This is a genomic window from Glutamicibacter soli (genome assembly GCF_052322135.1).
Classification (GTDB): Bacteria; Actinomycetota; Actinomycetes; order Actinomycetales; family Micrococcaceae; genus Glutamicibacter; species Glutamicibacter soli.
Genome location: NZ_CM125969.1, coordinates 2,825,074 through 2,837,465 on the forward strand (window position 1 = coordinate 2,825,074; position 12,392 = coordinate 2,837,465).

A 12,392-nucleotide genomic window follows, 5' to 3' on the forward strand; every position below is an offset into this window, starting at 1 on the left:
GCGCGCGGACTTGGCGGGAAATTCGATAACCTTGGAGAATGAGTTCTCTTGTATTCCTCGATCCGGCCTATCCCGCCGGACGCCTTGCCGACATCAACGCGCCCCAGCTCCCGGTCACCTTGCAGGGCGTGAACCGCGGCGACGGGGTCTTCGAGTCGATGCTGTACACCCAGCAGGCAGTCCGCAAGATCGAGGCACACTTGGCTCGCCTGGCGGTCTCCGCCGAGGCCTCCGACCTGCCGGTCCCGGACGAGCGCAGCTGGCGTGCAGCGGTCGACACCGCTGTCGCCGACTTCGACGCCACCGGCGGCGCCGAGGAAGCAGTAGTCAAGCTGGTGGCCATGCGCGGCGAACTGGACCAGGACCCGGCCGTGTGCTGGGTGACCGTCACCCCCGCCCCGCGCGTGGGCATGGAGCAGCGCGAAACCGGCGTGGATGTGCTCTTCCTGGACCGCGGCTACGATTCGAAGCTCGCCGAACGCGCACCGTGGCTGCTGATGGGCGCCAAGACCCTGTCCTACGCGGTGAACATGGCGGCGCTGCGCTACGCCCGCAAGCACGGCGCCCACGAGGTCATCTTCACCTCCGCCGACGGCGTGGTGCTCGAAGCACCCACCGCCACCGTGCTGCTGGCCCAACGCGACGGAGAAACCCGCCGCCTGCTGACCCCGATGCTGGAAACCGGTATCCTGCCCGGCACCACCCAGAGCGCCATCTTCGACGCCGCGCAGCAGGACGGCTGGGAGCTGGGCTACGGCCCGCTGCGCCCGGAGGACCTGTACCAGGCCGACGGCGTGTGGCTGGTGTCCTCGGTCCGCCTGCTCACCCCGGTGCGCACCCTGGATGCCAAGCCGATCCGGATGGACGCCGAGCTGCACGAACAGCTGTCCGCCCTGGCCGATTCGATCCGCTAGCCCCGGCTACCAGATCAGGTTGTAGGTCCCGGCCCAGATGGCGGCCGCGATGGCCGCGGCGCCCAGCAGGACGCCGGCGGCCAGCACCGCACCGTCGCGCCGGGTGAAGGTGGCGGTGCGGATCCAGGTGCGCTGCCCGGTGCCGAAGCCCTTGGCCTCCATGGTCGTGGCCAGGCGCCCGGCCCGGCGGATCGCCTGCACCAGCAGCGCCAGTAGCTGGCCGAGCTTCGCACCCACGCGCTGGCGCACGGTGCCCAGGTTGCCGATGCCGCGGGCCCGCCGCGCCAGGGTCAGCGTGGTGAATTCCTCCACCATCAAGCCCAGCAGGCGCATGCCCGCCAAGGCACCGAGCACAAAACGGTGCGGCACCTTCAGCTGCTGGGACAGCGCGCCGCCCAGGTCGCTGGGGTTCGTGGTGGACAGCAGCAGCACCATCGGCACCGCCATGGCCAATGCGCGCAGCCCCGTGGCGACGCCTCCGGCCACCGAGCCCTCGGTGATGTCGAAGATCCCCAGATCCAGCAGCACCCGTCCCGAATCCTGGCCCACCAGGGCGATGCCCCAGGCCGCCAGGACGCCGGCCGCCAGCAGCGGCCAGCCGCGGCGGAAGAACCCGCCGATGCCCAGCCCCGCCAGCGGCAGCATCAGCAGCGTGGCCGCGATGACCACCGCCGCCGAAACCCAGTCCACCGTGCTGATCAGCGGCAAAGTGGCCCCGGCGATCGCGCCGAACTTGGCCAGCGGATTGATCTTCGCCAGCCAGCTGTCCCCCACTGGGGCGTCCAGCATCGGCCCCGACGAGGTCCTCGCGGCGGCCACCTCGGCCGGCGCCAGCACCAGCTCGTCGGCCCCCAGCGCCGCGGCGAAATGCTCGTCATGGGTCACCGCGATGATCGCGGTGGATTCGGCGAGTTCCTCGATGAGCAGTTGCGCCAGCTCGCGCCAGGTGTTCGCGTCCTGCCCGAAGGTCGGCTCGTCAAGGATCACCACGTCCGGCGAGGCGGCCAGCACTGTGGCCACCGACAACCGGCGCTTCTCCCCTCCGGAAAGCGTGAACGGGTTGGCTTCGGCCAAGTCCTGCAGGCCAAGCCGCTCCAGCAACTCCTGCACCCGGGCCTCGACCTGCCGCGGATCGTACTTCTGCTCCTCGGCCGCGCCGTGCCTGGCGCGCAGCGGCGCGAAAGCCAGCTCCTCGCGCACGGACTGGGTGACGAACTGGTGCTCGGGTTCCTGGAACACCGAGCCGATGCGGGCGACCAGCGCTCCGGCCTTCCAGCTGAACGGCGAGGGCGGCAACCCGTCGGCCAGCTGGGGGCTGGCGGCGAACTGGCCTGACACAGGTTGCAGCAGCCCGCCCAGGGTCAGTGCCAGCGTGGACTTCCCTGCCCCGTTCTCCCCGCGGATCACCAGGGCCCTGCCGCCGGTGACCTCGAAGCTGGCCGGGGCGGTGCGCACAGCATGCTCGCCCCGCGCGCAAACCAGCTCCTCGGCGTGCAGCATCGGGGCGCCGCCGGCCCTCGGCGCCGGTGAGGTCTGCGGAACATAGCCCGGAATCCAGACCCCTGCCTGCGCCAATTCGGCGCGCACCGCCGCGTCCCCGGCCAGCGCCTCGGGGTGCAGGTCGTGGGCGATCCCCCCGCCGGGGGCCAGCACCAGCACCCGATCCACCTGCCGGGCCCACGCCTCCAGCCGGTGCTCCACCACGATCAGCGTCGCCCCGGTGGACTCCACGGCGCCGATCACTGCATCGCGCAACGGCGGGATGCTGCCCGGGTCGATATTCGCGGTCGGCTCGTCAAGCAGCATCAGCCCGGGGCGCATGGCCAGGATCCCGGCCAGGGCCAGGCGCTGCTTCTGCCCGCCGGACAGTTCCTGCGTGCGATGTTCGTAGCCCAGTGCGCCGAGCCCCACGGCGTCAAGCGCCTGCGGGATCCGCTCGCGGATCTCCTGCGGGTCGACACCCAGGTTCTCGGCGCCGAAGGCGACGTCGTCACCCACCCGGCTCTGCACCACCTGGGTTTCCGGATCCTGCTGCATCAGGCCCACCGGGAAGCTGCGCGCGAACGCATCCTGCCCGCCGACCAGCAGCTCGCCGGTGGGACCGGCGTCCTGGTCGACTTCGAGCACGCCGGCCAGCGCATGCAAGAAGGTGGATTTGCCGGCCCCCGACGGGCCCAGCAGGAGCACCTTCTGACCTGCAGGGATCTGCACGTCAAGTCCGGCGATGGCCGGGCGGTCGCGCTCGGCATGCTGCCAGGTGAAGCCGCGCGCGCTGATCTCCACACCCTGCCGGGTCAGCGGGGCCGTACGCCCGATGGCGGCGGCGCTCATTTGCGCACCGCAAGCGCCGGTTCCAGGTGCGCGCGGCGGCTGGCGAGGTTGCTCAGCGCGCCGGTGCGGGCCAGCGCCCGGGTAATCCACCAGGACAGCAGGCCGGCGACCACCAGGCCAGACACGGCGGTGGCTCCCACGTGGAACAGCTTCATGGACTCGGTGTATTCGGCCACGCTGCCCACGACGTAGGCTTCGCTGAGGCCGGCAAACAGGCCCGAGCCCAGGCCTGCAAGCAACGCCACCGGCAGGTTCCAGCGGCGGTAGCGGAACAGCGCGAACACCAGCTCGGCGCCCAGCCCCTGGACCAGGCCGGAAATCAGCACCGGCATGCCCCAGTGCGTGCCCAGCAGCGCCTCGACCACGGCGGCCAGCACCTCGCAGAACAGTGCGGCGCCGGGCTTGCGGATGATCAGCGCGCCGAGCACCGCCGGGAACAGCCACAGGCCGGTAAGCAGGGCAGTGCCGGGTGGGAAGGCGGTGAAGGCCAGCGAGAACAGGCCGTAGCTCGCGGACCAGGCCCAGAAGACCACGCCGGAAGCGACGGCGATGACCGAGGCGATGACGATATCGACTACGCGCCAGGTGCTGCGCTGCGTCGTGCGGGTTGTGCTCATGAGGTGTCCTCCTTGATCAGGAGGGGGGATGAACGGAATCGGGGCGCTGTCCAGCGCCGGTCCGCATCCGAGATGCTCGACTTCCTTCGCCGGTACTAACCGGAGCAGGTTCGAGGGTCTGCGATCTATCGCACTCTCAGCGCCTTTCGCCGCGAACGGCTTGACGCTCCCCTGTCGGAATAATTACTGCCCACCCACCATACCGCAGGTAAGCTGGCAACGGAACGATAAGTCACAACGTTGAACGTGAGGTCCACATGAACGCAGTACAAAAGCTCATCGCAACCGGCATTTCCCTGGGTGCGGGCTTCCTCGGCAGCAAGCTGGTCGATCAGGTCTGGAAGGGTTTCACCGGCAACACCGCCCCGCGCAAGGGCAGCGAGGAAGCCGCCGAGGCTTCCATGCGCCAGGCGCTGGGCTTCGCCGTGTTCTCCGCCGTGGTCGCAGCGGTCATCCAAGTGCTGGCTGATCGCGGCACCACCAAGGCCATCGCCAAGTTCACCAAGTAGCACTCCAGCGCAACAGCAGCGGGGCATTGCCTGCTCAGGGAATGGCCCGCTGCTGTTGGTTGAAGTTATTTCGCGTCCGGCCCGGTCTCCTGCGGATCAATTTCCGGCACGGTCCCGGTGTGCGGGGCGGAGGTCACCTTCTCCACGACCTGGCGCAGCTCGTCGGAGTACAGGGTCTCCTTGGCCGCGTGCTTGGTGCGGTAGCCGGCGCGGCCGATCATGTGCGCAGACACCGGGGCGGTCAGCAGCTGCATCGCCCAGGCAAGGACGAGGACCGGGATGACGGTCCAGCTGCGCAGGTGGATGGCCAGTCCGGCGAAGATCAGCAGGAAGCCCAGCACCTGGGGTTTGGTGGCCGCATGCATGCGGGTGAGCATGTCGGGAAAGGTCAGCAGGCCGATGCCGGCAATCAGGGACATCAGGCAGCCCAGAATCAGCAGCACGGCGACGAGGATGTCGAGGAAAAGGTCCATTACGCGTTCCTCTGATCCGAGACATAGCGCGAGACGGTCACCGAGCCGATGAACCCGATGGTGCAGGCGGCGACCACGAACAGCACGTAGTCGGTATGCCTGTTCAACGCCATCTCCAGGCACAGGGCCGCGGAGATGATCAGCAGCATGACATCCAGGGCCAGCACCCGGTCGAGGATCGAGGGGCCTTTCGCCACACGGACCAGGCAGGCGATGGCGCCCAGCCCGAGCAGGCTGCCGCAGATCCAGACGACAACTTCGATCATGGCTTCTCCTTTGTCCTTCTCACGCGGGGGCTGCATTCGTTCTTGATGGCTTCGTACTCGTCCTGGCTGCCGATGGCCATGATCAGGCGGCGTTCGATGTCGCGGATGTTCTCCCGCGCCTTCGCGACCTCCTGGGCCGAGTCGACGTCGATGTAGTGCAGATACAGGGTCGAGGAGCTGCGGTCCACGTCGAGCACGAAGGACCCGGGAATCAGCGTCAGCACATGGCCCACGGTCATCACGATCAGGTCCGAGTCGGTGCGCAGCGGCACCGCGATCACCGAGCTGCGCGTCTTCTTCCCGCGCACCACCGCCAGCCAGGCGACGTGCACGCTGGCGGCGACGACCTGGCCCAGGAACCATCCGAACAGCTTGACGCAGTACCAGAGGTTCAGCCGCCCGGAGAGCACCACCGGCGGCAGCGGGAACAGGTTCACGATGACCAGCGCGATGACGGCGCCAAAGATCAGGTTGCCCGGGGAGAAGTCCTGCCAGAGCGCTCCCCAGACGAAAACCAGCAGGAGCAGCAGCGGCCACTCCTGCTTGAGCGTGGCGCGGTGGCGGACGCCGGCGGTGTCCAGCGCGTCGTCGATGCGCTGGTCGCGCGGGGCCAGGTTCTTATTCGGCATGTTGTCCCTCCGCTCAGTAACTCAGGATGGCGTTGATGTACGGTTCGTGGGCGATCAGCTGCGCCGCCACTCGCTGGCAGAACTCGAAGATCGGCCCGGCGAACACCGTCAGCGCGATGCCCGCCACCACCAGCGAGCCGGTGGCGTAGCGCATGCCCCAGGGCAGCGTCTCGGATTCGAGTTCGCGGGCCAGCTTCAGGCCCAGGTGCGGCGCCTGGGCGCCGCCGGCGGCGGTCTGGTCCGCGACCTTCGCCGCCTCGTCCACCAGGTCCGGGTTGGGGATCTCGGCGTCCGCCGCGCGGCGCCAGAACATGCGGGCCCACACGCGGATGATCGCCAGCAGGGTCAGCAGGCTGGTCAGCAGGCCGGCGGCGATGACCGCCCAGGTCAACGCGTCTGCATCCTGCGCGGCCGCATGCAGCAGCCCGAACTTGCCCAGGAAGCCGGAGAACGGCGGGATGCCGCCCAAATTGATGGCCGGGATGAAGAACAGCAGCGACAGCGCCGGGGACAGCTTGGCCAGCGAGCCCAGCCGGGTCACGTTCGCGCTGCCGGCGCGGCGCTCGATCAGCCCCGCCACCATGAACAGCGAGGTCTGCACGATGATGTGGTGGCCGACGTAGTAGATGGTCGCCGCGATGGCCAGCTCGCCGCCCACGGCCACGCCGAAGATCAGGTAGCCGATGTGGCTGGTCAGCGTGAAGGACAGCATACGCTTGAAGTCGGTCTGCGCGATCGCGCCGAGGATACCGATGACCATGGTCAGCGCCGCGACCACCAGCAGCCCGGCGTTCACCGCGCCTCCCGGGAACAGCAGCGTCTCGGTGCGCACGATCGCGTACACCCCCACCTTGGTCAGCAGGCCGGCGAACACCGCGGTCACCGGGGCCGGGGCCGTCGGATAGGAGTCCGGAAGCCACAGCGACAGCGGGAAGACCGCCGCCTTGATGCCGAAGGCGATCAGCAGCAGCACATGCAGGATCAGCTGCGGTCCCTGGTCAAGCTGCGGCAGCTTCACTGCCAGGTCCGCCATGTTCACGGTGCCGGTCGCCGCGTAGGTCATCGCGATGCCCATCAGGAAGATCACCGAGGAGACCACGGAGACCACCACATAGGTGGTGCCCGCGCGGATGCGCTCGGCAGTGGCGCCCAGGGTCAGCAGCACGTAGCTGGCGGTCAGCAGGATCTCGAAGCCGACATACAGGTTGAACAGGTCAGCTGCCAGGAACGCGTTGGACACGCCGGCCAGCAGGATCAGGTAGGCCGGGTGGAACACCGACACCGGCCCGGGTTCGTCCCCGTCGGCCAGGCCCTGGCTGGTCGCGTAGAACAGCACCGCCAGCGACACCAGGGTGGAGATCAGCAGCATGAAGGCGCTGAAGCCGTCGACCATCAGCGAGATGCCCCACGGCGACTGCCAGCCGCCGATATGCACCGCGTAGCTCTCCCCGCCCCACACGGCGGCCAGCATACCGGCCTCCAGGAGCAGGGTCACGCACAGGATGCCGATGGTGATCAGGCGCTGCAGCTTGATGCGGCGGCGGACCAGGAAGGCGGCGCCGGCGCCGAAGATCGGCAGCACCACCGCCAGCGGAGCAAGATCCAGGAAATTCACTCTTCCCCCTCGCGAATCGGTCGGCCTTCTTCGTCAACGAACTCGGTCGTGTCCTCGGCCACCGGCGAATCTTCCTCTTCGTCATAGGCGGTGGACTGCGACACCTTGATGTCTTCGGTGTCGTCGGCCAGCACGTCGGCGCTGGTCAGCGTCCAGGAGCGGTAGATCATCGCGAGCAGGAACGCGGTCACCGCGAAGGTGATCACGATCGCGGTCAGGATCAGCGCCTGCGGCAGCGGGTCGGAGTACTGGTCCGCGGGCAGGTCGGGCTTGAACAGCGGCGCCGCGCCCTTGCGCCCGCCGGCCGTCAGGATCAGCAGGTTCACCCCGTTGCCCAGCAGCATGATGCCCAGCAGCACGCGGGTCAGGGTGCGTTCGAGCACCAGGTAGAACCCGGTGGCCAGCAGCACCCCGGTGATGACCAGGAAAGTGATGTTCACGCTCATCGGCCGACTCCCGTCTGCGACGCTTGGATTGGGTCATGCTGTTCGATGGGGCTGCGGCCCTCGGATAGCAGGTCGATCTCGCTGCCCAGCGAGCGCAGCACGTCCTGCACCAGGCCGAGCACCACCAGGTACACGCCGATGTCGAAGATCGTGGAGGTCACGAACTTGTGCTCGCCGAAGACCGGAAGCCAGAACTCCCACGCGTAGGTCGTGAAGATCTCGTCCCCCGCGAACAGCGGCATGATCCCGGACAGCCCTGCCAGCGCGATGCCGCCGCCGATCAGCATGCCCGGGGCGATGCGCATTGACTCCGACAGCTCGATGCGCCCGCCGGCCAGGTAGCGGATGGTCAGCGCCAGGCCGGCGATCAGGCCGCCGGCGAACCCGCCGCCGGGGGTGTTGTGCCCGGCCAGCAGCGTGTAAACGGACATGATCAGCACCGAGTGGAACATCAGGCGGGTGACCACTTCGAAGATGATCGAGCGGCGTTCGGCCACCAGGGTGTTGCCGGCCATCAGCCAGTCCTGGTTGGAACTGGCGGCGAAGCGCCGGGCGATGCGCAGCTCGACCTCCTTCTCCGCCTGGGAGCCCATGGCCTCGGAGCCGGAGTCGATGCTGCCCGGGGCCACCTGGTGGGCGCGCACCCTTCGGCCGAAGCCGCGGCCGGCGAAGATCAGCGAGGCCACGCCGGTGGCCGCAGCGGCCAGCACGGTGATTTCCCCGAAGGTGTCCCATACGCGCATGTCCACCAGGGCCACGTTCACGACGTTTTTGCCGAAGCCCTCGTAATAGGCAAGTTCCGGCCATTCCAGGGAGATCGGCGCCTGCCCGCGGGCTGCCATCATCGCGATCGCGATGTACACGACCATGATCGACAGCGCGATCGCCAGGATCGCGCGGCCCCACTTGATGCGGGTCAGCCCAACCCACAGGCGCTTGGGCAGCGCGCGCAGCGCCAGCACGAAAGAGACCAGCACGATGGTTTCCACCAGCAGCTGGGTCAGCGCCAGGTCCGGGGCGCCCTGCAGGGCGAAGATCGCGACCATGCCGTAGCCGGTCACCGAGACCATCAGCACCGCCATGAAGCGCTTGGGCGCGGCGATCGCGATCACGCAGCCGGCGATGATGATCGCCCCGATGATCAGCTGCGCCGGATGGTCGGCAATGACCCAATTGGTCGGCCACGGGGTTTCCACCGCCAGCGCGATGCCCAGCGGCAGAACCAGCACCACGGACAGGATCACACCCAGGTAGAAGGACAGCGAACCGCGCTGGGTGCGGCCGGTGATCCAGATGGCCGCCATGTCCAGCACGTTCACCGACATGCGGTACAGCTCCTCGGCGGAGGTGACCATGCGGCGCAGCGGCGCGCCGGTATCGGTGCGCCGGCGGATCCAGTAGAAGAACAGGCCAAGCCCCACCGAGATCGCGCTCAAGCCCAGGGCCGCGTTGAACCCGGCGAAGGCCGCCAGGTGCATGTCCGGGGCCCCGCCCTGCAGCGCGGACCAATGCTTGGAGAGCAGCTCCACCGGGTACGGGAACAGCCCGAACACCAGGGTCAGGGTGCTCAGCACCAGCAGCGGGGTCAGGAAGATCAGCGTCGGCGGCTTGCAGACCAGCGGGTCGACCTTGTACTTCTTCACGCCGAACGCGCCGAAGAAGAAACGCAAGGAGTAGGCCATGGTCAGCGCGGCGCCCAGCACCATGCCGATCAGCGCGTACGGGCCCCACCTGGTGTCCAGGTGCAGCGCCGATTCGTAGACAGCTTCCTTGGCCACGAAGCCGAGCAGCAGTGGCAGCCCCGCCATGGAGGCCGCGGCGATGCCGGCCGCGGTGGTCAGGATCGGCATCGCATGGCGCAGCCCGGTGAGCTTGCGGATGTCGCGGGTACCGGTGTTGTGGTCGATGATGCCCACCGACAGGAACAAGGTGGCCTTGAACAGGCCGTGGGCCAGGGTCAGCGCCAGCGCCGCGAAGGCGGCGTCCGGGGTGCCCAGGCCGAAGACGGCGATGATGAAACCCAGCTGGGAGACGGTGCCGAAAGCCAGGATCAGCTTCAGGTCGTACTGCTTCAGCGCGCGGAACCCGCCGATCAGCATGGTGAGCAGGCCGATGCCGACGGTCATCGGCACCCACAGGCCGATTTCGGCGAATCCGGGAGCCAGTCGGGCGATAAGGTAGACGCCTGCCTTGACCATCGCGGCGGCGTGCAGGTAGGCGGAGACCGGGGTGGGCGCCGCCATCGCCCCGGGAAGCCAGAAGTGGAAGGGCACCAGTGCGGACTTGGACAGCGCGCCGACGATGATCAGCGCCACTGCCACGTCGGTGTAGGTTCCCAGCGCGACCAGTTCGCCGGAGGCTGCGATGATCTCGGAGAGCTGGTAGCTGCCGGTCTGGGTGCCCAGCATCAGGATGCCGGCGAGCATCACCAGGCCGCCGAAGGTCGTAATGATCAGCGCGTTCATGGCCGAGCGGCGCGCGGTGATCAGGGCCTGGCTGAAGCCGATCAGCAGGTAGGACAGCACGCTGGTGATTTCCCAGAAGATGAACATGATGATCACGTCATCTGCGGTCACCAAACCGGTCATGGCGCCGGCGAACGCGACCATCTTGGCTGCGAAGCCGCCGATCTGCGGGTCGTCGTTCTTGAAGTAGCGCGCGCAGTAGAACAGCACCAGCGCGCCGACGCCCAGGATCAGCAGCAGGATCGTGGCGGACAGGGTGTCCATGCGGAAGTTCAGCCCGATGTTCAGCCCGGGGATCCAGTCGATGCGGATCGAGGGCGGGGCGTTCGGGGCCCCGGAGGCCAGCGACTGGTCGGAGGCCAGCACGGCGGGCAGCTTGGTGAGCAGCCAGATGAATCCCGCGGCAGGAACCGTCGCGACGACGTAGAACGCGTTGCGCTTCAGCACCCGGAAAAGCAGTGGGCACAGCAGTGCTGTGGCAAACAGTGCACTGAGAATGATGAGCACGCGTCTCCTCTGTCGACTGGAAATGGGGCAGAGTTCGACGACCAAAAATAGCCGGCACTTGTAATTTTATCAGTCTGGGCTCAGACTTCCTTCATGTCAGAGCGTTTCCATGCCGTCATCTCGGCGGTTCGGACGGCACATCTATCGCGCCCGGCCCTACGCCAGCCCTCCGCCGCTTCTCTCGAATTCATCTGCTGATTACCGCAAACGGGTACTATGCGAGCATGAGTTTCAATCAGCGAACGCAGCCGGTTCCTCCAGCAGAGAAATGGCTGACCAAGTACACCTGGGCGTGGGCCAGCTGGGACTGGGGCCAGGCCGCGATCAACGCGGTGATGATCACCTTCGTGTTCACTGTGTACCTGACCAGCGAACTTTTCGGCGACAAGGACCATGCTTCGCTCGTGCTCTCGCAGGCGCTGGCCATCGGCGGGGTACTCATCGCCCTGCTGGTACCGGTCACCGGCATGCGCGCCGACGCCGCCGGGCGCCGCAAGCTGTGGATCATGGTCAACACCATCGCGCTGGTGCTCATCTGCGCCGCCGGCTTCTTCGTCTACCCCGATCCCGGTTTCCTGTGGTTCGGCGCGCTGCTGATCGCGGCGATGTCGGTGGCCAGCGAGTTCGCCGGGGTGAACTACAACGCGGTGCTCAACCAGATCTCCACCCCCGCCACGGTCGGCAAGGTCTCGGGCTTCGGCTGGGGCATGGGCTACGTGGGCGGCATCCTGGCGCTGGCCCTGGTGCTCTTCGGCTTCGTGGATCCGATCTTCCAATGGCCCGGAGCCTCCACGGAGAACTCGCTGAACCTGCGGCTGGTCGCGGTGTTCTCCGCGCTGTGGTGCCTGGTGTTCGCGCTGCCGCTGTTCTTCATCATCCCCGAATCCCCCGCCGCGATGAGCGAGAAGATCCCGCTGCGTAGCTCCTACGCGGTGCTGTTCCGGCGCATCGCAAGCCTGTGGCGCGAGGACAAGAACCTGATCTTCTTCCTGCTCTCCTCCGCGGTGTTCCGCGACGGCCTGGCGGCGATCTTCACCTTCGGCGGCGTCATCGCCGCCGGCACCTTCGGGTTCGCATTGAGCGAGGTCATCATCTTCGCCATCGTGGGCAACGTGGTGGCTGCGGTCGGCGCGATCATCGGCGGACGGCTTGACGACGTACTCGGCCCCAAAGCCGTGATCACCGGCTCCCTGGTCGGCCTGCTGCTGGCCGGGGCCGGGGTGTTTTTCTCCCCCGCCGCCACCGGATTCTGGATCTTCGGCCTGCTGCTGTGCCTATTCGTCGGCCCGGCCCAGGCCGCCGCCCGCTCCTACTTGGCCCGGCTCATTCCCGCCGGCCGCGAGGGCGAGATGTTCGGGCTGTACGCGACCACCGGCCGCGCGGTGTCCTTCCTGGCTCCGGCGTTGTTCGGCGCCGCGATTGCGATTGCCACCCCGTTGGTGGCAGCCGGCGAGGCCCAGCGCTACGGCATTCTGGGCATCCTGGTGGTCTTGGCGGTCGGCTTGGCCCTGCTGCTTCCGATCCGCGCGCCGAAGAAGTCCTCCAACGAAGCCTCTGCTTAAGCGCCTCGTCCCGGCAGCCGTTCGGGCTGCCGGGACGAGGCGAAGCGATTCGCGAGGG

Annotated in this window: 11 protein-coding genes and 1 riboswitch; of the genes, 3 read left to right on the top strand and 8 right to left on the bottom strand. The window is 67.8% G+C overall.

Annotated elements, in window-relative coordinates; all coding sequences use genetic code 11:
- Window positions 1-38: 38 nt before the first annotated feature.
- On the top strand, window positions 39-914 hold the full coding sequence (locus ACTX90_RS13420) for an aminodeoxychorismate lyase (protein ID WP_047119879.1): 876 nt from the start codon (window positions 39-41) through the stop codon (window positions 912-914).
- 6 nt (window positions 915-920) lie between these two features.
- Here the strand turns inward: ACTX90_RS13420 and ACTX90_RS13425 are convergent, their stop codons facing one another.
- Both ACTX90_RS13425 and ACTX90_RS13430 read right to left on the bottom strand, forming a co-directional pair.
- Window positions 921-3,245, bottom strand: coding sequence for an ATP-binding cassette domain-containing protein (locus ACTX90_RS13425; protein WP_443442231.1), 2,325 nt, complete (start codon window positions 3,243-3,245; stop codon window positions 921-923).
- Complete coding sequence (locus ACTX90_RS13430; RefSeq protein ID WP_053798630.1) at window positions 3,242-3,862, bottom strand: ECF transporter S component; 621 nt, start codon at window positions 3,860-3,862, stop codon at window positions 3,242-3,244. Before ACTX90_RS13430 ends, ACTX90_RS13425 begins: the two co-directional genes overlap by 4 nt.
- Before the next feature lie 64 nt (window positions 3,863-3,926).
- A riboswitch (TPP riboswitch) is annotated at window positions 3,927-4,045 on the bottom strand.
- Window positions 4,046-4,119: 74 nt separating this feature from the next.
- Between ACTX90_RS13430 and ACTX90_RS13435 the strand changes: the two genes are divergently transcribed.
- On the top strand, window positions 4,120-4,371 hold the full coding sequence (locus tag ACTX90_RS13435; protein WP_047119882.1) for a DUF4235 domain-containing protein: 252 nt from the start codon (window positions 4,120-4,122) through the stop codon (window positions 4,369-4,371).
- A gap of 65 nt (window positions 4,372-4,436) precedes the next feature.
- Here ACTX90_RS13435 and mnhG read toward each other — a convergent pair whose 3' ends face one another.
- The 6 genes from mnhG to ACTX90_RS13465 are packed head-to-tail and all read right to left on the bottom strand — an operon-like array spanning window position 4,437 to window position 10,772.
- Complete coding sequence (mnhG, locus tag ACTX90_RS13440; protein WP_047119883.1) at window positions 4,437-4,844, bottom strand: monovalent cation/H(+) antiporter subunit G; 408 nt, start codon at window positions 4,842-4,844, stop codon at window positions 4,437-4,439.
- Entirely contained in the window at window positions 4,844-5,110 is a 267-nt protein-coding gene (locus tag ACTX90_RS13445; RefSeq protein ID WP_047119884.1) for an MrpF/PhaF family protein, read from the bottom strand. Before ACTX90_RS13445 ends, mnhG begins: the two co-directional genes overlap by 1 nt.
- Window positions 5,107-5,739: a Na+/H+ antiporter subunit E gene (locus tag ACTX90_RS13450; RefSeq protein WP_082123963.1), complete on the bottom strand. Its 633-nt coding sequence runs from the start codon at window positions 5,737-5,739 to the stop codon at window positions 5,107-5,109. The genes ACTX90_RS13445 and ACTX90_RS13450 overlap by 4 nt, the downstream gene beginning before the upstream one ends.
- 13 nt (window positions 5,740-5,752) lie before the next feature.
- Window positions 5,753-7,354, bottom strand: a complete 1,602-nt coding sequence (locus ACTX90_RS13455) for a Na+/H+ antiporter subunit D (RefSeq protein ID WP_443442232.1) — start codon at window positions 7,352-7,354, stop codon at window positions 5,753-5,755.
- Window positions 7,351-7,800, bottom strand: a complete 450-nt coding sequence (locus ACTX90_RS13460) for a Na(+)/H(+) antiporter subunit C (protein WP_047119886.1) — start codon at window positions 7,798-7,800, stop codon at window positions 7,351-7,353. The genes ACTX90_RS13455 and ACTX90_RS13460 overlap by 4 nt, the downstream gene beginning before the upstream one ends.
- Window positions 7,797-10,772 (bottom strand): Na+/H+ antiporter subunit A, encoded by a 2,976-nt coding sequence (locus ACTX90_RS13465; protein ID WP_443442233.1) that lies wholly within the window; start codon window positions 10,770-10,772, stop codon window positions 7,797-7,799. The genes ACTX90_RS13460 and ACTX90_RS13465 overlap by 4 nt, the downstream gene beginning before the upstream one ends.
- 224 nt (window positions 10,773-10,996) lie before the next feature.
- Between ACTX90_RS13465 and ACTX90_RS13470 the strand changes: the two genes are divergently transcribed.
- Window positions 10,997-12,334: an MFS transporter gene (locus ACTX90_RS13470; protein ID WP_047119888.1), complete on the top strand. Its 1,338-nt coding sequence runs from the start codon at window positions 10,997-10,999 to the stop codon at window positions 12,332-12,334.
- Window positions 12,335-12,392 lie beyond the last annotated feature (58 nt).

Bases quoted from the DNA above. Each gene is read 5' to 3' on its own strand.
- ACTX90_RS13445 (WP_047119884.1), bottom strand. From the start codon at position 5,110: ATGATCGAAGTTGTCGTCTGGATCTGCGGCAGCCTGCTCGGGCTGGGC.
- ACTX90_RS13430 (WP_053798630.1), bottom strand. From the start codon at position 3,862: ATGAGCACAACCCGCACGACGCAGCGCAGCACCTGGCGCGTAGTCGAT.
- ACTX90_RS13460 (WP_047119886.1), bottom strand. From the start codon at position 7,800: ATGAGCGTGAACATCACTTTCCTGGTCATCACCGGGGTGCTGCTGGCC.
- ACTX90_RS13470 (WP_047119888.1), top strand. From the start codon at position 10,997: ATGAGTTTCAATCAGCGAACGCAGCCGGTTCCTCCAGCAGAGAAATGG.
- ACTX90_RS13450 (WP_082123963.1), bottom strand. From the start codon at position 5,739: ATGCCGAATAAGAACCTGGCCCCGCGCGACCAGCGCATCGACGACGCG.
- ACTX90_RS13425 (WP_443442231.1), bottom strand. From the start codon at position 3,245: ATGAGCGCCGCCGCCATCGGGCGTACGGCCCCGCTGACCCGGCAGGGT.
- mnhG (WP_047119883.1), bottom strand. From the start codon at position 4,844: ATGGACCTTTTCCTCGACATCCTCGTCGCCGTGCTGCTGATTCTGGGC.
- ACTX90_RS13435 (WP_047119882.1), top strand. From the start codon at position 4,120: ATGAACGCAGTACAAAAGCTCATCGCAACCGGCATTTCCCTGGGTGCG.
- ACTX90_RS13420 (WP_047119879.1), top strand. From the start codon at position 39: ATGAGTTCTCTTGTATTCCTCGATCCGGCCTATCCCGCCGGACGCCTT.